The sequence below is a fragment of the Streptomyces nogalater genome (genome assembly GCF_039532885.1).
Classification (GTDB): domain Bacteria; phylum Actinomycetota; class Actinomycetes; order Streptomycetales; family Streptomycetaceae; genus Streptomyces; species Streptomyces nogalater.
In genome coordinates, this window is record NZ_BAAASM010000029.1 from 1 (window position 1) to 21,428 (window position 21,428).

Below are 21,428 nucleotides of genomic sequence, written 5' to 3' on the forward strand. Positions count from 1 at the left end.
ACTGGGCGTCAGTCAACGACACACCCAGACCAACGATCCGATGATCTGAAAGAAACGGCCTAGACGGAGCCAGAAGGCCGCGACGGGGCCGTGGGGCCGAACGAGGGGGTGGACGAGCGGGCTCCGGACGCGCCGACCGAGCTTGGAAAGCGATCCTGGTGGGCGGTGCTGAGGGAACGCTGAAGGAGTTCAAGGACGATGAGCCCGCAGACCGGGCGGCTGCATGAGCCCGCAGACCAGGCGGCTGCCCTGACCTATTACGGGGTGCTGTCCCGTTCCCGGCGATGCTGGTGCTGGTGTCGCTGATGGGTATCGCGGGGCAGTCGGCAACGCGCAGGTGATGGACAACATCAACGAGCCGGCGCCGGGTTCCGCGCGCAGCATCATCAGCAGCGCCGTGAAGCGGCTGCAGGGCTACGGCGGCGTGGGCTCCGTCATGGCGATTGTGGGTCTGGCGCTAGCCGTGTGGTCGGCGGCGGGCTATGTCGCCGCCTTCATCCGTACCGCCAACGCCGTGTATGACATGCCGGAGGAGCGTCCGTGGTGGAGGTGCTGCCGGTCTGTCTGGGTGTGCCGGTGATGCTGCTGGTCCTGGCGGTGATCAGTGCGCTGATCGTTGTGTTCACCGGTGGGCTGGCACGTCAGGCGGGCGCCGTGCTGGGCCTGGGCGACGCGGCGCTGACGGCGTGCAGGAGGACCGACGCCGTTTCGCCTGAGGCAGCCGCACCGCCCGGGCGTCGGGCTCGCCCGTGAGCGCGCCGGTATTCGCCGCGCGTGGCGGGCGTGCGTTGCTTGCCGGGCCATGGGCCGCGCGGCCTCCTTCTTGGCGGGAGCCGCCCTGCGGTGGGCGGGCGAGCGTTACGCACGGGCGGTGCTGATACGGGCTCGCCGCAGTGGCGCTCCTGCTCGGTGGAGGCTGGCGAGTGCCTGCCGGTAGGAGCTGATCAGGCCGGTTTCCAGGTAGTCCACTCCCAGTTCCTGGCAGTAGCGGCGGACGATGGGCTGGGCCTTGCGCAGGTGGGGGGTGGGCATGCTGGGGAACAGGTGGTGTTCGATCTGGTGGTTCAGTCCGCCCAGCGCGAGGTCGGTGAACCAGCTGCCGCGCACGTTGCGTGCGGTCAGGACCTGGCGGCGCAGGAAGTCGGGACGGTCGTTGCCGGTCAGGATCGGCATGCCTTTGTGGTTGGGTGCGAACAGGCAGCCGAGGTAGAGGCCGAACAGGCACTGGTGGACGGCCAGGAACGCGATCGCCATGCCTGCGGGCAGGACGAGGAACAGCGCGGTCAGGTAGGCCGCGGTGTGCCCGTAGAGCAGCATGCCGTCCAGGGTGCGGTTCTTCAGGGCGCGGTTGCCCAGTGCCCGCGCGCTTGAGACGCGAAGGTTGACCCCCTCCAGCGCGAGCAGCGGGAAGAAGAGGAACGCCTGCCAGCGGCCGATGAGCCCCGGCAGTCCGGTGGCGGCGCGGGCCTGGCCTTGAGACCACACCAGCAGGTCGGGGGCGATGTCCGGATCGAGGGCCTCGTGGTTGGGGTTGGCGTGGTGGCGGGTGTGTTTGTCCTGCCACCATCCATAGCCCATCCCGATCGCGGCCCCGGCGATACGGCCGGACGTCTCGCTGGGCCGGCGTCGACGGAAGACCTGGCGGTGCGCGACATCGTGGGCGAGCAGAGCGACCTGTCCGAATATCACGGCGAGGTAGGCGGCGACCGCCAGGCTCCACCAGCCGGCGCCGACGAGGACGAACGCGGTCCAGCCACCGGCGTAGGCGACGGCCACGGCGATGGACCGGACGGTGTAGTAGCCGGGGCGCCTGTTCATCAGGCCGGCCTCGGTGATCTGCTTGGACAGGCGGGCGAAATCACCGCCGCCCGCGGGGGGCGGGCGGCGGGATGCGGTGTGCGTGGTCATGCTGTCGGTGTGTCCTTCCCGGGTGACGGGCCGCGTCCGGCCGACGGTGTGCCGGATGCGCGGTGGCAGCCGGGTACCCGCATCCGTGCCGTCGGCACGGCAGCCGGGGTGCTTGTCAGAGTTTGCGGGTGTCGCGGGGCTCGACCCAGGGCTCTTCGCCGGGAGGGTGGCCGCTGTCGACGGCCCGGGCGCGTTCAAGGCCGAGCAGGATGGCGATGTCGGAGATCCACGACCAGACGGGAAGATGATCACTTCGGCCAGCTGCCGTAGTTCTTGTTGTAGCTGCTGTAGTTCGCCACGTAGAAGGCGAACGCGACGATGGCGGCCGTGACGAGCGGCCCGCCGTCGCCGGAGGGCGGCTCGAGTCAGTACAGCGCCATGAGCGGCGTCGAGATCGGCCGCAGCCCCTCCCCCTCGGTCTCGGAGACCAGCAGCGCGAACTCGGAGCAGCTGCGCGGCCGGCTGACCGAGACCATCACCCGGGTGATGGCCGTGCTGTCGAACAACCCGTACAACCTGTGGGCCGGCGAGAGCCTCGCCAATCAGTCGATCAACCGTGTCGGCCAGCAACTCTCGGCCCGGCTAGGGCAGTTCGAGGACGACGACGAGCTGATCGAGGAGGTGCGGAGGCGGGCGGCCGCAGGTGCCGACAACGCCAACCAGGACCGGAACGTGTGGACGCGGGTCCGGGACACCCTGGAGGGCGTGGCCGCCTCCGACGCCCGCAAGTTCATCCAGTCGATCGTGGACTCCTTCGACATCGACATCCCGGTGACCGGCGAGGACGAGACCTCCAGCACGTACGGCGGTCTGGCGGACCAGGCGGCCGTCGTCCGCAACGTCCTGGCCACCGGCCTCGCCCAGGAGGTGCTGCAGATGAGCGGAGGTACCCTGCCCGACGACTTCGACGACCTGATCGCGCACGTGGGCGACTGGCTGCGGCGGTACCTGCGCCCGCAGACCCTGCAGACCGGCATGTCCCGGGGACGCCGCCTGGTGGGCGAACGGAGCCGGCAGGGCGAGGAGGGTTGATGCCTCGTCAGGACGCCGGGCCGCGGTCGGCGTCGCCGTCAGGCTCCGGGAGGCCGAGGAGGCGGAGGTGGGCCGCGGCGGCGGTGGCGACCGAGCGGCGGGCGGATTCCAGCAGCGCCCGCAGGCCGTGGCCGTCGTCGCGGGTGCCGCTCAGCGCGACCCCGAACCCGGTGAACGCCGACCGGCGCAGCGCCGCGTCGCCTGGTGGGCCGGGAACAGCGAGCACGACCGCAACCACTGAGCCGAACGGGTGACGGGCCGCGCCCACGCCGACAACGCGTGAACACGAGGACCTCATCGTGCCCGCCCGTATCGGCCCGGGTGTGGGCCAGGTCCACCGCTTCGTCCTGGACGAACTCGGCGCCCGAGGCGAGCTGGACTGGTCGGGGTGCGCGTTCGACTCCGTCAGTGTCCGGGCCCTCGAAGGGGGCACCTGACAGCTCCTCGTCCTGGACGGCGAGCACACGCTGGCAGAGGTGGGACCGTCGGCGTGGGTGACGGCTGAGGCAGGGTCCCGTGTCAGGTGTAGGCGAGCAGGCGGCCGGCGGCGATCACTCCGGACCACACGAGGATCGAGACGACGGCCGCCGTCCTCGCCCGCACCGGGCTCGGGACCCCGATGTCCCAGCCGTCGACGTGGCGGAAGGCGCCCCAGTGGAAGACGGCGGTGTTGACGCCGGCGAGGGTCAGCAGGCCGAGCTTCCACGGGGCGGCACCGCTGTTGCCGACGGCCACGGCCCCGGCGACGAACAGCACCACGCCGCTGACGACGGCTACCGCGAGGCCGAACCGGGCCAGCGGCAGCAGATGCCGGGCGGCCGCCGTGACGGGCAGCAGCCGACGGCCGACCCCGAGCAGCCGCAGGTCGAAGGCGACGGCGGGGCCGACGAGCAGCGCGATGCCGAGGATGTGCACGCTCTCCAGTGAGGAGTACACCAGGGGGGTGGTGCGGACGGCCTCGCCGAGGCCGGAGCGCTCGAGCCGGGAGAAGAAGTCGTCCACGGTCAGCCCCGTCCGGCGCGGCGCACGACGTAGTACCCGCCCCCCAGGAAGAGCAGCAGCACGCCACCGCCGGTCAGCAGCCAGACGGTCGTGTTCGCGGGGGCGTTGGACAAGTGGGCGGTGCTGCTCTGCTCGCCGGCCGGTGCCGTCCCGCCCGTCCCGGAAGGGGGTTCGGGGGCCGCCGGCAAGGGCACGGACCGCTGGCGTACGGTCTGTCCGTTCTCCAGGACGATCATCTCGGGGCGCAGTTCGTCGTCGTGGTCCCGGTCCGGGTAGCCGACGACCTCCAGCTTGTCGCCCTCCTCCACCTCCCCCTCCATGCCCCAGGCGGACAGCCGCTCCAAGGGCGCCAGGATCAGGGTCAGCTCGTCGCTCGGACCGGAGTAGGAGCGGGTGGCCCGCATGACGTCCCGGCCGCCGATGTCCTCCAGGTCCGGGGGGATCTCCCGGCCGGCCCAGCCGTCCGGGACCCGCGTGTGCTCGACGCGCAGCGTCACCTCGGGGTGCGGGTTGCCCCAGCGGACCCCGGTAACGGTGCCGGCGGCGTAGGAGGGGGCGGTCGTGTCGTAGTGCTCCCAGCCGTGGTGCGCGGACGCCGGAGCGGCGGGTATCAGGGCCAGGGCGAGTGCGGCAACGGTCATGGCCGACGCGGACGTGGAGGAACGAGGTCGCATGTCCCGCAGTCTCGTCGGCCGGCCCGGCCGCACCTCCGATTGTTCACCGGACTCGGGGCGCGTGATTGCCTGGGGGCATGAATCTCGAACAGCTGCGCTGCGTGGTGGTCCTGGCGGAGGAGCTCCACTTCGGCCGCACGGCACGGCGTCTCGGTCTGCAGCAGCCGACTCTGAGCCAGCAGGTGCGCAGGCTGGAGGACGAGCTGGGCGTGGCCCTCTTCGAGCGGACCACCCGCGACGTGGCCATCACGGCGGCGGGCGAGAGTTTCGTCGCCGAGGCCCGCCTGGCCCTGCACCATGCCGAGCAGGCGCGGATCGTCGCCCGGCAGACCGGGCGCGGGGAGGTGGGCCGGCTCTCCCTGGGCTTCGTCGGCTCGGTCGTCCCCGAGCTGCTGCCCCGGCTGCTGCGCCGGTTCCGCCGGGCGTATCCGGGTGTGGAGCTGGAGATGCGGGAGTTGCCCAGCGCCCGGCAGGCCGAGGAGTTGCTCGCCGGACGCATCGACGTGGGAATACTGCACGCATGGGGTGAGGGTGAGATGCCGGACGGGCTGGCCGCCCAGGAGATCCACCAGGAGGCCTTGGTCGCGGCGCTGCCCAGACGGCATCCGCTGGCGGCCCTCGCGCCGCTGCCCACGGCGCGGCTGGCCGGGGAGCCGTTCATCCTGTTCCCCCGCCGTCTGGGGCCGGCCCTCCACGACCGGATCACGGAACTGGCCAGGAGCGCCGGTTTCGAGATCCGGGTGGCGCAGGAGGCGGGTCACATGCAGACCATCCTGGGGCTGGTCGCGGCCGAGGTGGGGGTGTCCGTCGTGCCCCGGACGATGGCGGCGCTGCGGCAGCCCGATGTCGTCTTCCAGCGGCTCGACCCGGAGCCCGCGCCGCTCCCGATGCAGCTCGTGTGGCGGCACGGTGACACCAGCCCGGTGGTGCGCACCTTCCGGGCCATGCTCACGGCGGCGCCCTCCGAGCCCCGCGGACGCCGCGACGGGTGACTCCCCGCCCGCCAAGGGCCGCGCCGTACCGCTTGGAGTTCCTGGAGACCGGGTTGGTGAGGAGGGCGGCGTAGGGATCCGGTCAGCCTCCGTGCCGCGTGGGCGAGTTCGCCGCTGTCCCGTGGACAGGGGATGAGGTCTTTCAGCCGCACCGGGTGGGAGTCGAATTCGACCTGCGTGTCCCACCGGCAGGAGACGGGCGGTGTCACCGATGGGGCGAAGTGCTCGGCGGTATCGACGCGTTGCCGGGAAGTGTGACACGTCGCGGGAGCGAGCCGGTGGGGGACTCGGGTGCCGTCCGGCAGAAGCAGGCGGGCTCCGTCTCTGCCGATGGAACTACCTGGTCCACCTCCGCCGCGTCGGGGTGGCCAGGCCTTCGACCGGGGCCTCCCGAGAGGCGCCGGTTCGGAACCGGTTCCCGCAACCATCGCCACGGCGCCGCCCGCGCATGCCGCCGATCCCCTCTTCGACCATGTGCACGTGGTGGTGAACGAGCAGACCGGCCGCGGTCCGCACGATGCCCTGCGGCAAGACGTACGGGCCCTTGCACCGGAATCCCAGGATCAACAGGGGAACCAATGCCCTGGTAAACGAGACATGACCCAACGTCCTCGACTCGAACAGCAAGGGGAACGTGTATCTGAAGGAGAGGACAACCGGCAACCGTTATCAGAGCTGGCTTTTCTCCGGGCCTGACGCGGCCCGCGTCCGCTGCCGCGAACCGCACTTCGGCGACGGACACGAGCCGACTGAGGATCAGGCGGGCTGGTCCTTGTCGGTGGGCAGCCAGACCCGCATGGTCGCCGGGTCGATCGGAATCGAGATGTGCTCGTGCGTGATCGACCAGGCTCCGTTCGACCGCCGGAGGCAGACGGTCTCCCGTACCCATATCGACGCCTGGAGCCCGCCCTTGCGCTCTCCCGAGTCGCGGTGAAGCATGTGCGCGAACGCGGTGTCCCCGCTGGTCACGAGGGTGAGGTCGTGCGTGTCCAGGCTGATGGGGCCGACGTACCCGTCGAACCAGCGCAGGAAGTTGCGGCGGATCTCGTCGGTCCCGGCGAACCGCAGTGGGGGGACGACGTCGTAGTAGACGGCGTCGGCGGCGTAGAAGGACATGAGCCGGTCGATGTCCTTCGTCTGCTGGGCCTCGGCGCGGTTCGCCAGCAGGGCCCGAAGCTCGGACTCGTGGGTGGCCATTCGTGTACTCCTTCGATCGAGGTGTGTTTTGGGTACGACGAGACGGCCCGGCGGATTGTGAGGCGGGGCGCCGGTCTCACATTCCGGGGCCCTGTCTCGTCGTACAGGCGAGGGAAGATCCGACCGAGGGAGCCGCGAGACCATGACGACCAGTTCGACCGTGCCGGAAGACGGCCGCCTCGACCCGGTTCCGGGCGCGGTCACCGGTGAACGCCGCCGGCTGATCAACCTCGCCTACCGGATGCTGGGCTCCCTGGCCGAGGCGGAGGACGTCGTCCAGGAGACGTACGCCCGCTGGTACGCGATGTCCCCTTCGCGGCGGGAGGCGGTGGCGTCCCCCGGCGGCTGGCTGACCAAGGTCGCCGGTCGTATCTGCCTCGACGTGCTCCGCTCGGCCCGGGCCCGGCGGGAGCGCTACGTGGGGGAATGGGTCCCCGAGCCGCTGCCCGAGCGCACCGAGTGGCCCGCCGGCGCGACGGACGGCAGCACGGCCGATCCGGCCGACCGCATCACGCTCGACGAGTCGGTCAGCATGGCGTTCCTCGTCGTACTGGAAGCGATGACCCCGGCGGAGCGCGTGGCGTTCGTCCTCCACGACGTCTTCCGTTACCCCTTCTCCGAGGTGGCCGGCATCGTCGGCCGCACCCCGGCCGCCTGTCGTCAGCTGGCGTCCTCGGCCCGCCGCCGCATCGAGGTCTCGCGGGCTCCCTTGTCGCCGACGGCCCAGCCGGCCCGTGTCGTCAGGGAGTTCAAGCAGGCGTGGGAGACCAAGGACATCCACGCACTCATCGGCCTTCTCGACCCCGACGCCACCGCCGTCGGAGACGGCGGCGGGCGCGTCACGGCCCTGCTCCACCCGATCGAGGGTGCCGAGCGCATCGCCCGCTTCTTCGCCGACCGGACCCGCCCGGGCCGCCTGAAGGTTCGGGAGTACACGGTCAACGGCCAACCCGGACTGGTGGCCCACCTGGACGGCGTCGTCGTGGCGGTGTACGCGTTCGATGTCGCGGACGGCCGGATCCGACGGATCTGGGCCGTGCTCAATCCCGAGAAGCTCCGGCCGTGGAGGACGGGCTGACGTCCGCCCTCCACGGCGGACCGCGAGATGACGTGCCGCGAGGTGGAGATCCCCGAGGTCATCCCCCTGGTACTGCTCGTCAGCGACGGAATCCCGGACAGGTGACCATGGCGAGGCCGAGGAATTGCGCCGGGACCGCGCGGGCACGCCGCAGGCCCTCGCAGACGCACTCGGCGCCGCCGTCGACGTCCACAAGATCACGGCCGCCGGCGCGGCACTCTCCGCGCACCTCAGCGCGGCCGGTGCCCCCTGCTCGCTCCCGGGCCCGATCGTCATGACCCGCTGACACCGGTCAAGGGAGCACCGGCCCTCAACTGGTCCCCAAAAACGGTCAGGGCCGGGTTCGGATGTCTCCGGACCCGGCCCTGACCTGCGACTCTCACGAGTCGGGACGACAGGATTTGAACCTGCGACCCCTTGACCCCCAGGAGCGAAAGCCTCACTCCGCCGCCCCGAGCGAGGAAATCGCAACAGGCCCTTTCGGAAGGGGGGAGTCATCTTGCCTGTCACTCGCTGCACCCGGGAGAGCCGGACCGGGAGGAAAAACATTTCCCCGGGGTATCCAAGGTCCGCGACTGCACTAAAATCTCCTGAAAGTAAATAAAACACTTGCCCGGAATCCTGCCGGGTTCCCGTTTCCGGTGTCCGCCCGGCATGCGGGCGGCGGGACAAAGGTTCTTCCTGGCCGGTGTCCCGTCGGCGCAGCCCGTGGCAGGAGTGGCCCCCCTGTAGAGCACGACGGCCGGTCACCGCGCCGGCCGGGTACGGATCGCCGCCTGCCAGCCCGCGGCACGGCCGGTCCACGCGGACATGCCGCTTTCCCCGCCCGCCTGTACGAGCCAAAGATTTTCGGGCGGACCAGAAGACAAATCGGCCATTAATCATCGAAACAGAACTGCCTAAATAATACTTTTTACCCGGTCGGTCACTCGGGTTATCTCAGCCGAAAAGATGGGGACATCCGGTATGAGCAAGGAGATGAATCCGGATATCCATTCGCCTGGGTGCCGAGCGAGGCGCCCGGGTAAATGATCGCCGGGACTCATGAACCATCTCGCCCGGTGGCGTCCCTCGCCTCGGCTGCGGAACGGCTGCCACCGGACACGACGTGTAGGACTACGGCAACCGGGAGGCATCATGGCTTCACCGTCAGCGAATCCCCCCACGACCGTCCCCGCGCAGGCTTCCCGGACGCCTGACAGCGCGGACGCTCCCGATCCCAGGTGTGTTCCCGACACCCCGCCCGAAGAACCTCCGGAGCCGCCGTGCGGGCCTCAGTGCCCTCCTGATCCCCAGGGGCCGCCCGGCCCACAGGGGCCGCCCGGTCCCCAGGGGCCGCCCGGTCCGCAGGGGCCGCCCGGCCCACAGGGCGTGCCGGGGCCCCAGGGAGCACCCGGCCGTATGGGCAACGCCGGGCCTGCGGGCCCCACGGGGCCTGCGGGCGAGACAGGGTGCGCGGGACCGGCCGGGCCCGCCGGCCCGGAGGGGCCGCCTGGCCCGCGGGGCCCCCGCGGGGTGGAGGGCCCGCCCGGCTGCGCCGGGCCGTCCGGTCCGCCGGGCCCCGAAGGTCCTCAGGGGCCGGAGGGCTGCGAAGGCCCGCCGGGCAGGGACGGCAAGGACGGGAAGCCCGGTGCACACGGGCTGCAAGGGGCCGACGGCCGTGAAGGCCCCCCCGGCCCCCGCGGCCCCCAGGGTCCGCAGGGTGAGCCGGGGCCGGTCGGTCCCTGCGGCCCCCGTGGCCCCCGGGGCCCGCAGGGTGACCCCGGCGATCCGCCGAGCCGGGAGCACCTGCGCCAGCTCGTCCGTGAGTGCCTCGCCGAGCTCGGCTTCTGTACATCCGTCTGACCGGGGCCGCCGGCGGGGGGCCCCGGTGGCGGTGTTGGGGGCCGCGTACAGGGCGGAGGGCTGCCACGGCACCCCCGCCTCGGGGTACAGGCAGGCGTGTCCGGCTGCTTCGACGGCGGGCAAGGTGATCTGGTGCGTCCGTACGTGGTCGGGGTGGCCCGTCAACCGGCCGAGAACCTCGTGCGTGATGACTTCCCTGGAGCGGCAACGCCGAACAAGCCCAGTGAACCTCTTCCATCCTGAGTAGTTGCAGGTCAGGAGCGTGTGGACGGCCTGGACGATGGTGCTGATGCGGCGGGTGGAACAGCGGGCCTGCCGGAGCAGTCGCCAGGTCTTGAGTCGGGCGAAGGCGCGTTCGCCCGGGGCCCTCGGTTTGGCGTGGTCGCGGTTGAACTGCTGGTAGTGCTCGGGGTGTTCGCCGTGGTGGTAGTAGGGGGTACGGAACGTGGCGCCGGCACCCTGGTAGGCGCGGTCGGCGAGTACGAGGATCTGTCGGGTGGGCAGGCTTGGTCGATGCCGTGGGCGCGGGCCGCGGTCAGGTCGTGGGTGCGGCCCGGCGAGGACGCGCCCTGCCCGCCTACCACACCGACAACGAACAGGGGTTCACCTTCCGCACCCACGACCACGCCTGGCACCCCACCGACCACGAGGGCCTCACCCTCCTCCACCGCCCCTCACTCCCGGCCACGCCACGCCCGACAACCGAGCCACCCGCAACCGCGGCGGTGCCGGCAGCGGCCGGCCGCGGGTGTCTTCTCCGTCCATCGGGAAGAGGCACACGGGCGGAACCCCCACCTCCTGGTCGCTGGAACCTTCGCTCACGTCGTCGCGTCCACGGCCCGGTCGTCCAGCGGGTCGGGCAGGGGCAGCAGGACGCGGAAGGTGCAGCCCCGGCCGGGGGCGGTGACGAGGGTGATCTGGCCGGCGTGGGCGGTGACGAGGGCGTGGGCGATGGCGAGGCCGAGACCGGAACCGCCGGTGGCACGGGTGCGGGAGTCGTCGGTGCGGTAGAAGCGGTCGAAGACGTGGGCACGTTCGGTGGCGGTGAGGCCGGGACCCTGGTCGGCGACCTCCAGGACCGCGTGCCGGCCGACGGTGCCGACGCCGATACGGATGGGGGTGCCGGGAGGGGTGTGGGTGACGGCGTTGCCGATGAGGTTGGTGACGACCTGTCGGAGTCGGGCCTCGTCGGCGTGTGCCGGGGCGGTGGCGGGTTTTCCGCCGCCGGGCCCGGTCAGGGTCACCGGGCGCGTGGCGTCCAGGGCCTGGACGTCGTGGAGGGCGTCGGCGGCGAGGGTGCGCAGGTCCATGGGGCGAGGTCGAGGGCGAAGGCGGATTGCCTGGCGGCACGCGTGCCGCCGGTGGCCGCGCCCTCGGTGTCCTCGTCCAGGCGGGCGAGGAGGAACATCTCCTCGACGAGGCGGGTGAGGCGTGCGGACTCCTCGGCGATGCGAGTCATCGTCTGGTCGACGTCCTCGCGGGTGGGCATGGCGCCCATGCGGTACAGGTCGGTGTAGCCCTTGATGCCGACGAGCGGCGTCCGCAGTTCGTGGCTGGCGTCGGCGAAGAAGCGCCGGGTTCTCGCCTCGGCCTCCGCGCGGGCCCGGAAGGCCGTGTCGATGCGGCCGAGCATCTGGTTGAGACAGGTGGTCAGGCGTCCCACTTCGGTGTTCGGGGCGGCCACTTCGGGGACGCGGTGGGAGTAGTCGCCGGCGGTGATCGCCGTCGCGGTCTCCTCGATCCGGGTGAGGGGGCGCAGTCCGGAGCGCACGGCGAACCAGCCGGCGACGCCCAGGATCGTGAGCAGCGCCGCGCCTGCCGTCAGGGAGAGGTTCCGGGTCTTGGTGACAGTGCGGTGCACCTCTTCCAGGGAGGTGGCCACGACGACGCTGCCGCGGGGCGCGGAGCTGTCCGGGGGGAAGACCTGGGCGGGCTGGGTCAGGGCGATGACCCGCCAGTGGTGCTCGCCACCGCGCGCGGGCACGGTGAAGGGGCGGCCCCGGTGGGCGAGGACGGTGGCACGGTCGAGACGGGGCAGCTCGGGACCGCCGCCCGGGGGCGCGGTGCTGGCGTCGAAGGTCCTGTGGGTGGCGCCGGTGTCGTCCACGTACGTGACGGTCGTGTCGCCGAGCACGCTGAGGGCGCGCACGCTCGGCGGGGTGCCGGCCCCGGACGGCGGTGCCAGCCGGGCGGCGATCTGTCCGGTCAGGACGAGCCGGTCGTCCACCCGGTCCTGGAGGTAGCCGCGCAGGGCCGTGGTGACGAGCAGGCCCGTGCCGAGGAGACCGACGGCGACCAGCGCGACGGACAGGCACAGCAGACGGGTGCGCAGCGACATCCGGCCGAGCCTCACCGTGGGTGAAGGGAAGCGCCTCACGGCCGGGGCTCGCGGATGACGTAGCCGACGCCGCGGACGGTGTGGATGAGTTTGGGCCCGTCGGTGTCGACCTTGCGGCGCAGGTAGCTGATGTAGGTGTCGACGATGCTGGGGTCGCCGCCGAAGTCGTACTCCCACACGCTGTCCAGGATCTGGCCCTTCGACATGGTGCGTCCGGCGTTGGCGACCAGGAAGTGCAGGAGGCGGAACTCGGTCGGGGACAGCCGTACGGTCCGCCCCGCCCGGGTGACGTGGTGGCTGTCGGGTTCGAGCTGCAGATCGCCGACGGTGAGGCGGGCCGGCGACTCGCCCCGGGTGCGGCGCAGTACGGCGTGGATGCGGGCGATCAGCTCCTCCAGGTCGAAGGGCTTGGTGACGTAGTCGTCGCCGCCGAGGCGCAGTCCGTGCAGCCGGTCCTGCCGGTCCTCGCGTGCGGTGACGAAGAGGACCGGCACGTCGCCGCCCCGGCCGGGCAGGGGCGAGCGGGGCTGGGCGCGCAGCCGGCGGATCACCTCGAAGCCGTCCATGTCCGGGAGCATGACGTCCAGGAGGACCAGGTCGGGGGCGTGCCGTGCGGCCAGGTCGAGGGCTTCCCGGCCGGTGGCGGCGGCGTCGACGTCGAACCCGGCGTAGCGCAGGGCGGTGCGCAGCAGTTCCCTGACGGTGGGTTCGTCGTCGACGACGAGCAGGTGGTCCGGGCGGCCCGCGGTGCGCGGGGGAGGTGTCGGTGCCGCCATGGTCGTGGTTCGCCGCCTTTCCCGGATGCCACGGTGCCGCTTCGCGCGGGCGTTGCTCAAACGTTCTTCTCAGGAGATCACATGGCCTCAGGGGGCCGGGTCCGGCGTGAGGGAGCGGCGCCTGGACGTGGTACCGGACGATCCCGCGGGGCCTTCGCGGCGCCGTGCCCGTCGGCCCTGGAGGCGGCTTCCGCCGTACCCGGCGAGGGCGGCCGCGACGAACGCGGTGAGCGCGGACAGCCGGGGGCTCGTGTCGAGGCCGACGCGCAGGCCGCCCATCTCGCTGCCCATGAGGCTGACGCCGATGCGCAGTGAGCCGCGCGCGAGGTAGGGGAGCACGAACGTCGCGGCACCGACCGCGATGCCCATGCGCAGGGCGGTGTCCGTGTGGCGGTCCAGGAAGGAGTCCGCGTCCTCCCGAGCGGTGCGGGCCGGGGTGCGGGCGGCGGCGACGTATCCGGCGAGGAGCAGCAGGAGCAGGGTGAGCAGCAGTCCGATCACCCACAGTGGTACGCCGGCGCCGGCCCAGTGTCCGAGGTCCACCACACGGTCCCGGTCCGACGCTCCGTCCCGCTGCCCCGCGCCGAGCATGCCGGCCATCCCGCCGCCCTCGGGCCGCGGCCGCCGCACCCCCGCCTCCCAAGAGGTGCCCGCCCCCGTGGTGAGCAGTGCGGCGATCAGGTTGGGACCGGCGAGCAGCAGCGCGCCCGCGGCCTCGGCCGCCCGCTCCCGGCCGGTCAGCGCCGCGGCCCCGGCGAGTACGGCGACGGCCAGGGCGACGCAGCACAGCACGGCCGCGGACCCCGTCAGGGCGGACAGGACGGCGTGCCACTTCAGCCGCGGCCCGCCGAGGGCGACGGGGCGGGGCAGCGTCGTACGGCGGGCGGCGAGGCAGCCGACCGCGAGAACGGCGACCACGCCCAGCCAGCCGAGGAACGCGGTGGTGACGACATCGGTCCGGAAGTCGACCGAGGACAGGCCCGAGGCGAGCCCACCGCCTGCCCCGCCGCCGAACCGGCCGGAGCCGACCCGTTCGGCGATCCTGTCCTTGACGTTCTCCGGCAGCCGGACCGTGCCTCGCGCCAGGCCGGCGCACACCGGGAGGGCCACCGCCGTGATCGCCAGTGCGCCGCCGCACCGCGCCCACAGCATCGCGGGGGTAGGTCGTGCCCGGCGGCGCAGCGGCCGGAAGAACCCCGTGGCCAGGACGGCCGTGCCCAGGAAGGACAGCGTCAGGGGGGTCAGCGCCACCTCACCGGCCAGCCCGAGGCTCAGGCCACCGCCACCGCCCCCGCCAAACAGTCCGCCGAGTCCTCCCGCGTCGGCGGACCCGGCGGCCACGGCGGCCGACTCCAGGGTGACGCCGCCGCCGACGGCGAGGCTCACCAGCACCGGCACCAGCCGGGCAACCGGTGCGACGGCGCCGGCACCGAGGAGGACGAGGGCCGCCCAGGCGGTGGCGGACATGGCGACGAGGGCGGTCACGGCGGCGAGGGCGCCTGCGAGAGCGTGACGCCACACGGGAAGGGAGGGGCGGGACGACGGTGCGGACATGAGCGGACTCCTCCGAACGGGGAACGGGGTTCAGGTACCGGAGACATGGCCCGCGGCCGCGTCGACGGGGGCGGCCCCGCCCGCCTCGGCCACGCCCTGGCGCGAGGACTCCAGCCGTTCTCCCTCCACGTCGAGGTCGGGCACGAGCCGGTCCAACCAGCGGGGAAGGCTCCATGCCCGCCGGCCGAGGAGGGCCAGCACCGCCGGGACGAGCGTCATGCGGACGACGAACGCGTCGAAGAAGACGGCGGCGGCGAGCCCGAACCCGATGGTCTTGAGGATCTGCTCCGCGGAGCCCAGGAACGCGGCGAACACCGAGACCATGATCACGGCGGCGGCGGTCACCACCCGTGCGCTGTGCTCGAATCCGCTGATCACACAGTCCTTCGGTGACTGACCGTGGACGTACGCCTCGCGCATCCGGGTCACCAGGAACACCTCGTAGTCCATGGCGAGGCCGAAGACGACACCCACCATGAAGATCGGCATGATCGACACCACCGGCCCCGGCTCCGTGACGCCGAAGACGGACCCCAGCCATCCCCACTGGAAGACCGCGACCACCGCGCCCAGCCCGGCCAGCACCGACAGCAGGAAGCCGAGCGCGGCCTTGAGCGGAACGAGCAGGGAGCGGAAGACGGCGATGAGCAGCACGAACGCCAGACCGACCACGAGGGCCAGGTACGGGATCAGCGCGTCCGACAGCTTCTGCGAGACGTCGACGTTCATCGCGGTCGTGCCGGTGACCAGCGCCCGGGCGCCGACGTCCCGGGCGAGCGCCGGTTCGCGCAAGGCGTGCACGAGGTCGGCGGTCCGCGTGCTGCTCGGGGACGCGGCCGGTACGACGCTCAGTACGGCGGTGTCACCGGAGGCGCTCAGCCGGGGCTGTCCCACGGCGGTGACGTCCTCGCGGCCGCCTGTCCGCCCGGCGACGCTCTTCGCGGCCTGTTCGGCGCTGCCACCGCCGTCGGCCTGGACGACCACGGTGAGCGGGCCGTTGAAGCCCGGTCCGAAGCCCTCGGCGATCATGTCGTAGGCCCGGCGCTGGGTCGTCGAAGCGGGCTTGCTGTCGTCGCCGGGCAGGCCCGTCTCCAGGGACGCCGCCGGGAGCGCGACCACGCCGAGCAGTACGACGCCGCCAAGGAGCACGGCGACGGGGCGCCGGGTGACGAACCGGGCCCAGCGCACGCCCGCGCCCGGCCGCCGCCGGCCCTTCCGCCGTGGACGGGCCGGTCCGATCCGGCGTCCGCAGAGTCCGAGGAGGGCGGGGATCAGGGTGATGGCGATGAGCACCGCTATGACGACCGTGCCGGCCGCGGCGAGGCCCATCTGGGTCAGCATCGGGATGCCGACCACGGACAGGCCGGCGAGGGCGATGACCACGGTGAGCCCGGCGAACACCACCGCGGAGCCCGCGGTGCCCACCGCGTGTCCGGCCGCCTCCTCACGACCGCGTCCGCGCGCGAGTTCGGCCCGGTAGCGGGAGACCACGAACAGGGCGTAGTCGATGCCCACGGCCAGTCCGATCATCACGGCGAGGCTGGTCGTCGTGGAGCCGAGGCCCAGCGGTTCGGCCAACACCCGGATGACCAGCGCGCCGAGGCCGACGCCGAGCACGGCGGTCAGCAGCGGCAGTCCCGCCGCGAGCAGCGAGCCGAAGGTGAGGACGAGCACCACGGCGGCCACCGCGAGGCCCACGGCCTCCGAGGAGTGACCCGCGCCCCTGGCCTCGACGGCGTTGCCGCCCGCCTCCACGGACAGCTCCGGCGAGGCGGCCCGCTCGACGGTGTCCCGCAGCGCGGTGCGGGAGCCGTCCTCGAGCTTCGAGGCGGACACCTCGTAGGACACCTGGGCGTAGGCGGTGGAGCCGTCCTTGCTCACGGACCGGGTGGTGAAGGGGTCGGTGACGCGCGCGACCTGCGGATCGTCCCCGAGGGCCCGGACCGTCTCCCCGATGGCCCGGCGCGTCTGCGGATCGGTGACCTTGCCGTCCTCGGCCCGGAACACGACCCGGGCGGTCGCTCCGTCCGCCTTCAGCTCGGGGAAGTCCCGCTCCAGCAGGTCGTACGCCTGCTGTGCCTCGGTGCCGGGCATGGAGAAGTCGTTCGGCGGCGCGGCGGGGGCGCGTCCGGCCAGCACCCCCGCCCCCACGAGCAGTACCACCCACAGCAATGCGACCGGCCAGCGCCTCCGGAAGGAGAACCGGCCCAGCCTGCAGAGGAATGTCGCCATGGAAAGGGCTCCCAGTCGGATCGGGCTTGCAGAAGTTCCGCCGCCGACGCTGTCAGCCCTCTCTGACCGGACCCGGAGAGATCCTGGGAGTTTCCTGGGAGTCCCGGCCGCCACTGTAGAGACATGACAGACATGTCCACCATCGGTGCGGCCCGGTTCACAGGAAGCTCCCGGACGGGGTCAGCCCAGGCCGGCGAGGTGCGCACCGATCCGCGGGAACGTCCGGACGAACGGGGCGACCGGCACGGACGGCGAAATGACCTGGGAGCCGAAGTGGACGACGACGAGGTCGAGTCCGGGCGAGACGAAAAGCCGCTGGCCGTGGATGCCGCTGGCGAGTTCGGGGACGTAGGCGTCCGTCCGGGCCGAGCGGTCCAGGAGCCCCTCGCGCGCCAGCATCCCCGCGAGGAGGCCGAGGTAGGACTTGGCCACCGACGCGTTGAAGTGGGGGTCGTGGGGTGCGGCGCCGTGCGGGTACGCCTCGTGGACGACCACGCCGCGGTGCAGGACGAGGAAGGCGTCGGTCTGCGCCGTCGCGAAAAGGTCCGGCAGGGTGGCCGTCGCAGCGCCGAGGTCGAGGCCGAGCGTGTCGAGGCCGGCGGGTTCGGCGGGGGCCGAGCGGGGCCGGGACCGCGCCACACGCGGCGGCTTGGGGAGAGCTCACGGCCGGCCGAGGTGAAGCGGCGGATCCGGCCGGGGTCGGTGTAGCCGCGGGTCCACAGCAGGTCGCCCAGCCGGGCGTCCGTGTCGGTCATCTCGACTCCGCTGACGCAGAGGTCTTGAACGATAACGCCGTTAACGTACAACCTGTTCGTTAACTACGACAGCGCGCGGCGCCCGCCTTCCCGCCTTCGGGCGCCGTACGAGCCTGGAGATCCCCGCCTTCGCACCGGGGGTGCCACCTCCACTCCCTCCCGAGCCGCAGGAGTGCCCCATGGCCGAACCGTCCTCGTCCGCACCATCCCGCAGGGACGCCGCGGCGGCCTCACCGCGCGCCGGGGAACCGGGCCGACGGCACGCATGGCTGATCGCCGCGATGATCGTGACGTTCATGCTGGTCAACTACGCCGACAAGTCCGTCCTGGGGCTGGCGGCCGTGCCGATCATGGACGAACTCGACATCAGCAACAGCACCTACGGCATGGTCTCCAGCTCGTTCTCGCTGCTGTTCAGCCTCTCCGGGCTGGCCGTCGGCTTCGTCTCCGCCCGGGTCTCCAGCCGCGCACTGCTGTTCGGCATGGCCGTCGCATGGGCGGTGGCCCAGTTGCCGGTGCTGTTCGTGGCGTCGGTGCCGGCCCTGGTCGCCGGGCGGGTGCTCCTGGGGGCGGCCGAGGGACCGGCGGCGTCGATGTCGATGCACGCGCTCTACAAGTGGTTCCCGGCGGACCGGCGGGGGCTGCCCTCGGCGCTGCAGATCGCAGGCGCGGCGCTCGGCACGATGGTGGCCGCGCCGGCCGTAACAGGGCTGATCAGCGCCTTCGGCTGGCGGTCCGCGTTCTGGGCTCTGGCCGTACTGAGCCTGGTGTGGGCGCTGGCGTGGTGGCGGGTGGGACACGACGGCCCCTACGGCGAGACCCGTACGGCGACCGCCGTGGTGGGCGGGCAGCGGCTGCCGTACCGGCGCCTGCTGCTGAACGGAACGGTGCTGGGCAGCATCGCCGGGGCGTTCGGCGCGTCCTGGGCCCTGGCGCTCAGCCACGCATGGCTGCCCGCGTACCTGCGCACGCAGCTCGACATGACGCCGGGCACGGCGGCCACGCTGATCAGCGCGGTCTCGGCGTTCAGCCTCGTGCTGCTGCTCTCGGCGCCGCCGTTGCTGGACACGCTGCGCCGCCGGGGCCTGTCGGACCGGTGGTCGCGCGGTGTCCCGCAGGGGATCGCGGTGGCGGTGGCGGCGCTGGCCATGACCGCGCTGCCGTTCGTCGACGCCCGGGGTGCCCATCTCGCGCTGCTGGCCGTGGCGTTCGGGGGCCACGCCATCGTCTTCCCGCTGCATTACATGACCACCTCGGCCGTCGTCCCCCCGCTCCAGCGGGGCGCGGTGTTCGGCATCGTCGCGGCGTCCGGCACCCTGCCGGGACTGTTGGCCCCGTATCTGACCGGGTGCCTGCTGGACTCCGCGCCCTCGCAGAACGCCGGGTACACCCACGCGTTCCTGCTCTCCGGCGGGGTGATGCTGGTGTGCGGGCTGGTCTCGCTCCTCACGGTCCGGCCGGACCGGGACGCACGACGACTGAGCCCGGACACGGAGCAGTCGGCCGGGGACGTGCGGCGGCCGTACCTGGGCACACAGCGACCGGGCGAGGACGCGTAAGCGGCCGGGCGAGGACGCGTAAGCGGCCGGGCGAGGACGCGTAAGCGGCCGGGCGAGGCGCGGGGCGGTCCTCCACCCCGGACGACCGGGCCCCGCCCCTGAGCCACCCCGGCGCGGACACTCCCCCCGGCCCCGGGGCGCCCGGTCCCGCCGCTCAGGCCGGCGGCTCGAAGCCGCTGGCCCAGTAGCGGCCGCGCATCGCGAGGTCGAGCAGCATGCGCACGACCTCCTCCGCGGGCAGGGAGGGTGCGTCCTGCTCGACCCACCAGCGCAGCACCGCCAGCTGCTCCCCCACCCACACCCGGGCGAGCAACTCCGGGTCGATGCGCGGCTTGACGGCGTTGCGCTCCGCGCGCGCCCGGAACTCCTCCGCGGTGGCGCGCGCGCAGGCGTCGACGAACATCCGCAGGGGCTTGCCGTCCCCCTCACCGCGCAGCACGATCCGGTACAGGTCGCGTTCCTCGCGCGCGTGCCGCAGCATCTCCAGGACCGGCTTTCCGGTGAAGCCGACCGCGCTGTCGGCGACGGCCGGGGCCAGCCGCTCGCCGAGTTCCGCGAGCAGGTCGGCCGTCACCCGGGCGAACAGGTCCTCCTTGTCCCGGAAGTGGGCGTAGAAGGTCGCCCGGGCCACGTCCGCGCGCTCGGTGATGTCCTCCACGGTCAGCGCGGTGAAGCCGCGTTCCAGAACGAGTTCCACGAGGGCCGCCCCCAGCGCGCGCCTCGACCGTCTGGTCCGTCTGTCCTCGGCCATGGGGCCCTCCTCGATCCTCGAGCCTCGGTGCGCGCCCAGTGTAGGAGAGCCTTGACATGCGAACAGTTACTGAACAGTCTGTATGACATTGATCAGTCAGTCCGGCAGCGCAAGGCCACAGACTGCCGTCGTCTCCCGACACACGCCTCGGAGAGGTCATCATGAACCTCGGCACCTACTTGTCCCGCAGCGCCCGCTACTGGCCAGACGCCCCTGCACTCGTCTGCGCGGACCGCTCCTGGACCTTCACCGGACTCGACCGCGCGACCGACCGCCTGGCCTCCGCCCTGGCCGCCCGTGGCCTGCGCCCCGGTGACGCCGTGGCCTCGCTCGCGTGGAACCGCGGCGAGCTGGTGGAGGTCGAATTCGCGCTGTACAAGGCAGGATTGACACGGGCCCCGATCAACGCCCGCCTCGGTCGCGGCGAGATCGAGCACATCCTGCGCTACGCCCCCGTCCGCGCCCTGGTCTTCGACGCGGCCCATCGCGAGGACGCCCTCGCCGCGATCACCTCGGCCGGCACCGGCTGCCTGCCCGTCCCACTGGACACGGGAGGGACGGACGGTGTCCCGTACGACGCCCTGCTGGCCGAGGGCGCGGAGACTCCGTTCCGTGTCGAGGTCGACGAGTCGCAGCCCTGCGTCCTGAACTTCACCTCCGGTTCCACCGGGGCACTGAAGGCCGCGGTGCAGACGGTCGGCAACCGCCTGGCCAACATGCGCAAGCTGCTGATGGCCGACGAGTCCCGTCCCCGTCCCGGCACCCGTTACCTGGCCTGCGGCCCCATCACCCACGCCACCGGGATGGGCCTGCTGGCGGGAGTGTTCGGCGGCTCCACGACATATGTCCTGCCCACCTGGAGCCCCGAGGGCTTCCTGGAGACGGTGGAGCAGGAGCGCATCACCGCCACCTTCCTGGTGCCCGCCATGGTGAACATGCTCCTCGCCCACCCCGGGGCCGAGCGCTATGACCTGTCCTCCTTGACGAGCGTGCGCGTCGGCGGCGCACCCATCTCACCCCAACGGCTGCGCGAAGCGGTGGAGTTCTTCGGCCCGGTCGTCGCCCAGGGCTACGGGCTCGGCGAGACCACCAGCGTGGTCGCGGCCCTGAGCGGCGAGGAGATCGCCCGCGCGGTGAAGGAGGATCCGGAATTGCTCCAGTCCTGCGGACGTGCCGCCTACGACACCGAGATACGCGTCGTGGACGAGGCGGGCCGCGAGCTGGGGCCCCGCGAGGTCGGGGAGGTCATCGTGCGCGGGCCCGACTGTGTGCGCGAGTACTGGAAGGAACCCCGGCTGTCCGCGGAGACCTTCCGTGACGGCTGGGTCCACACGGGAGACCTCGCGTGGATGCGGGAGGACGGTTATCTGTTCCTGGTCGACCGCAAGAAGGACATGATCATCTCGGGCGGCTTCAACATCTATTGCACCGAGGTGGAGGCCGCCCTCTACGAACACCCCGCCGTCCAGGAGGTGTGTGTCGTGGGTGTTCCGGACGAGCGGTGGGGCGAGGCCGTGAAGGCGGTCGTGGTACGCCGCCCGGACACGACCGTCACCACCGAGGACCTGATCGCCTTCTGCGCCGACCGACTCGACCGCCTCAAGAAGCCCCGCTCCGTCGACTTCGTCACCGAACTCCCCCACAACCGCAACGGCAAGCTCGATCGCAAGGCGGTTCGCGAGCCGTTCTGGGCGGGCACCGCCCGCCGCGTCAACTGACCGATCACACCAAGGAA

The 21,428-nt window shown here is 72.2% G+C and carries 18 protein-coding genes and 5 pseudogenes; 9 read left to right on the forward strand and 14 right to left on the reverse strand.

Features of this window, described 5'->3' with window-relative positions; all coding sequences use genetic code 11:
• Nucleotides 1-90: 90 nt before the first annotated feature.
• Nucleotides 91-684, forward strand: a pseudogene (locus ABD350_RS19460) (YihY/virulence factor BrkB family protein); the annotation flags it as partial.
• A 174-nt stretch (nt 685-858) separates the two neighbouring features.
• On the opposite strand, the gene ABD350_RS19465 reads toward ABD350_RS19460, so the two are convergent.
• The gene (locus ABD350_RS19465; RefSeq protein WP_344349449.1) at nt 859-1,908 is read right to left on the reverse strand and encodes a fatty acid desaturase family protein; all 1,050 of its coding nucleotides are present in this window, start codon (nt 1,906-1,908) and stop codon (nt 859-861) included.
• Nucleotides 1,909-2,023: 115 nt separating this feature from the next.
• Nucleotides 2,024-2,234 (reverse strand): annotated as a pseudogene (locus ABD350_RS37975) (YhjD/YihY/BrkB family envelope integrity protein); the annotation flags it as partial.
• A 52-nt stretch (nt 2,235-2,286) separates the two neighbouring features.
• Between ABD350_RS37975 and ABD350_RS19470 the strand changes: the two are divergent.
• Entirely contained in the window at nt 2,287-2,940 is a 654-nt protein-coding gene (locus ABD350_RS19470) for a hypothetical protein (RefSeq protein WP_344349450.1), read from the forward strand.
• A gap of 7 nt (nt 2,941-2,947) precedes the next feature.
• Here the strand turns inward: ABD350_RS19470 and ABD350_RS19475 are convergent, their stop codons facing one another.
• A complete protein-coding gene (locus tag ABD350_RS19475; protein WP_344349451.1) occupies nt 2,948-3,166 on the reverse strand; it encodes a hypothetical protein in 219 nt (72 codons plus the stop codon).
• A gap of 89 nt (nt 3,167-3,255) precedes the next feature.
• Between ABD350_RS19475 and ABD350_RS37980 the strand changes: the two are divergent.
• Nucleotides 3,256-3,412, forward strand: a pseudogene (locus ABD350_RS37980) (IS5/IS1182 family transposase); the annotation flags it as partial.
• Nucleotides 3,413-3,459: 47 nt separating this feature from the next.
• On the opposite strand, the gene ABD350_RS19485 reads toward ABD350_RS37980, so the two are convergent.
• Nucleotides 3,460-3,942, reverse strand: a complete 483-nt coding sequence (locus ABD350_RS19485) for a DUF6644 family protein (RefSeq protein WP_344349452.1) — start codon at nt 3,940-3,942, stop codon at nt 3,460-3,462.
• Nucleotides 3,943-3,944: 2 nt separating this feature from the next.
• Nucleotides 3,945-4,616: a DUF6152 family protein gene (locus ABD350_RS19490; RefSeq protein WP_344349453.1), complete on the reverse strand. Its 672-nt coding sequence runs from the start codon at nt 4,614-4,616 to the stop codon at nt 3,945-3,947.
• A 77-nt stretch (nt 4,617-4,693) separates the two neighbouring features.
• Here ABD350_RS19490 and ABD350_RS19495 point away from each other — a divergent pair, with 77 nt between their 5' ends.
• Complete coding sequence (locus ABD350_RS19495) at nt 4,694-5,608, forward strand: LysR family transcriptional regulator (RefSeq protein ID WP_344349455.1); 915 nt, start codon at nt 4,694-4,696, stop codon at nt 5,606-5,608.
• A gap of 756 nt (nt 5,609-6,364) precedes the next feature.
• On the opposite strand, the gene ABD350_RS19500 is transcribed toward ABD350_RS19495, so the two are convergent.
• Entirely contained in the window at nt 6,365-6,805 is a 441-nt protein-coding gene (locus tag ABD350_RS19500) for a YybH family protein (RefSeq protein WP_344349457.1), read from the reverse strand.
• Nucleotides 6,806-6,947: 142 nt separating this feature from the next.
• Here ABD350_RS19500 and sigJ point away from each other — a divergent pair, with 142 nt between their 5' ends.
• Together sigJ and ABD350_RS19510 are read left to right on the forward strand one after the other, a co-directional pair.
• Entirely contained in the window at nt 6,948-7,883 is a 936-nt protein-coding gene (gene sigJ / locus ABD350_RS19505) for an RNA polymerase sigma factor SigJ (protein WP_344349458.1), read from the forward strand.
• A gap of 124 nt (nt 7,884-8,007) precedes the next feature.
• Complete coding sequence (locus tag ABD350_RS19510) at nt 8,008-8,169, forward strand: hypothetical protein (protein WP_344349459.1); 162 nt, start codon at nt 8,008-8,010, stop codon at nt 8,167-8,169.
• Nucleotides 8,170-9,965: 1,796 nt separating this feature from the next.
• Here the strand turns inward: ABD350_RS19510 and ABD350_RS19515 are convergent.
• Nucleotides 9,966-10,288, reverse strand: a pseudogene (locus tag ABD350_RS19515) (transposase family protein); the annotation flags it as partial.
• Between ABD350_RS19515 and ABD350_RS37985 the strand changes: the two are divergent.
• Nucleotides 10,271-10,333, forward strand: a pseudogene (locus ABD350_RS37985) (hypothetical protein); the annotation flags it as partial. The pseudogenes ABD350_RS19515 and ABD350_RS37985 sit on opposite strands and share 18 nt — an antisense overlap.
• 213 nt (nt 10,334-10,546) lie before the next feature.
• On the opposite strand, the gene ABD350_RS19525 reads toward ABD350_RS37985, so the two are convergent.
• The 6 genes from ABD350_RS19525 to ABD350_RS19550 all read right to left on the reverse strand — a co-directional run bounded on the left by ABD350_RS19525 (nt 10,547) and on the right by ABD350_RS19550 (nt 17,267).
• The gene (locus tag ABD350_RS19525) at nt 10,547-11,038 is read right to left on the reverse strand and encodes a sensor histidine kinase (RefSeq protein ID WP_344349460.1); all 492 of its coding nucleotides are present in this window, start codon (nt 11,036-11,038) and stop codon (nt 10,547-10,549) included.
• A complete protein-coding gene (locus tag ABD350_RS19530) occupies nt 10,969-12,066 on the reverse strand; it encodes a histidine kinase dimerization/phospho-acceptor domain-containing protein (protein ID WP_344349461.1) in 1,098 nt (365 codons plus the stop codon). The genes ABD350_RS19525 and ABD350_RS19530 overlap by 70 nt, the downstream gene beginning before the upstream one ends.
• Before the next feature lie 35 nt (nt 12,067-12,101).
• The gene (locus ABD350_RS19535; RefSeq protein ID WP_344349462.1) at nt 12,102-12,842 is read right to left on the reverse strand and encodes a response regulator transcription factor; all 741 of its coding nucleotides are present in this window, start codon (nt 12,840-12,842) and stop codon (nt 12,102-12,104) included.
• A gap of 87 nt (nt 12,843-12,929) precedes the next feature.
• A complete protein-coding gene (locus tag ABD350_RS19540; protein WP_344349463.1) occupies nt 12,930-14,396 on the reverse strand; it encodes a streptophobe family protein in 1,467 nt (488 codons plus the stop codon).
• 30 nt (nt 14,397-14,426) lie between these two features.
• Nucleotides 14,427-16,628 (reverse strand): MMPL family transporter, encoded by a 2,202-nt coding sequence (locus tag ABD350_RS19545; protein ID WP_344349464.1) that lies wholly within the window; start codon nt 16,626-16,628, stop codon nt 14,427-14,429.
• Between the two features lie 180 nt (nt 16,629-16,808).
• A complete protein-coding gene (locus ABD350_RS19550; RefSeq protein ID WP_344349466.1) occupies nt 16,809-17,267 on the reverse strand; it encodes a hypothetical protein in 459 nt (152 codons plus the stop codon).
• 295 nt (nt 17,268-17,562) lie between these two features.
• Here ABD350_RS19550 and ABD350_RS19555 point away from each other — a divergent pair, with 295 nt between their 5' ends.
• Nucleotides 17,563-18,942, forward strand: coding sequence for an MFS transporter (locus ABD350_RS19555; RefSeq protein ID WP_344349468.1), 1,380 nt, complete (start codon nt 17,563-17,565; stop codon nt 18,940-18,942).
• Nucleotides 18,943-19,096: 154 nt separating this feature from the next.
• Here ABD350_RS19555 and ABD350_RS19560 read toward each other — a convergent pair whose 3' ends face one another.
• Nucleotides 19,097-19,693 carry a TetR/AcrR family transcriptional regulator gene (locus tag ABD350_RS19560; protein ID WP_344349469.1) on the reverse strand — a complete coding sequence of 199 codons (597 nt, stop codon included), beginning with the start codon at nt 19,691-19,693 and terminating at the stop codon, nt 19,097-19,099.
• A 161-nt stretch (nt 19,694-19,854) separates the two neighbouring features.
• Here ABD350_RS19560 and ABD350_RS19565 point away from each other — a divergent pair, with 161 nt between their 5' ends.
• On the forward strand, nt 19,855-21,411 hold the full coding sequence (locus ABD350_RS19565) for a class I adenylate-forming enzyme family protein (protein ID WP_344349470.1): 1,557 nt from the start codon (nt 19,855-19,857) through the stop codon (nt 21,409-21,411).
• Nucleotides 21,412-21,428: the final 17 nt, after the last annotated feature.

What these genes read in the sequence shown, in the direction of transcription:
- ABD350_RS19465 (WP_344349449.1), bottom strand. Translation starts at nt 1,908, where the DNA reads ATGACCACGCACACCGCATCCCGCCGCCCGCCCCCCGCGGGCGGCGGT.
- ABD350_RS19470 (WP_344349450.1), top strand. Translation starts at nt 2,287, where the DNA reads ATGAGCGGCGTCGAGATCGGCCGCAGCCCCTCCCCCTCGGTCTCGGAG.
- ABD350_RS19490 (WP_344349453.1), bottom strand. Translation starts at nt 4,616, where the DNA reads ATGCGACCTCGTTCCTCCACGTCCGCGTCGGCCATGACCGTTGCCGCA.
- ABD350_RS19495 (WP_344349455.1), top strand. Translation starts at nt 4,694, where the DNA reads ATGAATCTCGAACAGCTGCGCTGCGTGGTGGTCCTGGCGGAGGAGCTC.
- ABD350_RS19500 (WP_344349457.1), bottom strand. Translation starts at nt 6,805, where the DNA reads ATGGCCACCCACGAGTCCGAGCTTCGGGCCCTGCTGGCGAACCGCGCC.
- sigJ (WP_344349458.1), top strand. Translation starts at nt 6,948, where the DNA reads ATGACGACCAGTTCGACCGTGCCGGAAGACGGCCGCCTCGACCCGGTT.
- ABD350_RS19525 (WP_344349460.1), bottom strand. Translation starts at nt 11,038, where the DNA reads ATGGACCTGCGCACCCTCGCCGCCGACGCCCTCCACGACGTCCAGGCC.
- ABD350_RS19530 (WP_344349461.1), bottom strand. Translation starts at nt 12,066, where the DNA reads ATGTCGCTGCGCACCCGTCTGCTGTGCCTGTCCGTCGCGCTGGTCGCC.
- ABD350_RS19535 (WP_344349462.1), bottom strand. Translation starts at nt 12,842, where the DNA reads ATGGCGGCACCGACACCTCCCCCGCGCACCGCGGGCCGCCCGGACCAC.
- ABD350_RS19540 (WP_344349463.1), bottom strand. Translation starts at nt 14,396, where the DNA reads ATGTCCGCACCGTCGTCCCGCCCCTCCCTTCCCGTGTGGCGTCACGCT.
- ABD350_RS19545 (WP_344349464.1), bottom strand. Translation starts at nt 16,628, where the DNA reads ATGGCGACATTCCTCTGCAGGCTGGGCCGGTTCTCCTTCCGGAGGCGC.
- ABD350_RS19555 (WP_344349468.1), top strand. Translation starts at nt 17,563, where the DNA reads ATGGCCGAACCGTCCTCGTCCGCACCATCCCGCAGGGACGCCGCGGCG.
- ABD350_RS19560 (WP_344349469.1), bottom strand. Translation starts at nt 19,693, where the DNA reads ATGGCCGAGGACAGACGGACCAGACGGTCGAGGCGCGCGCTGGGGGCG.
- ABD350_RS19565 (WP_344349470.1), top strand. Translation starts at nt 19,855, where the DNA reads ATGAACCTCGGCACCTACTTGTCCCGCAGCGCCCGCTACTGGCCAGAC.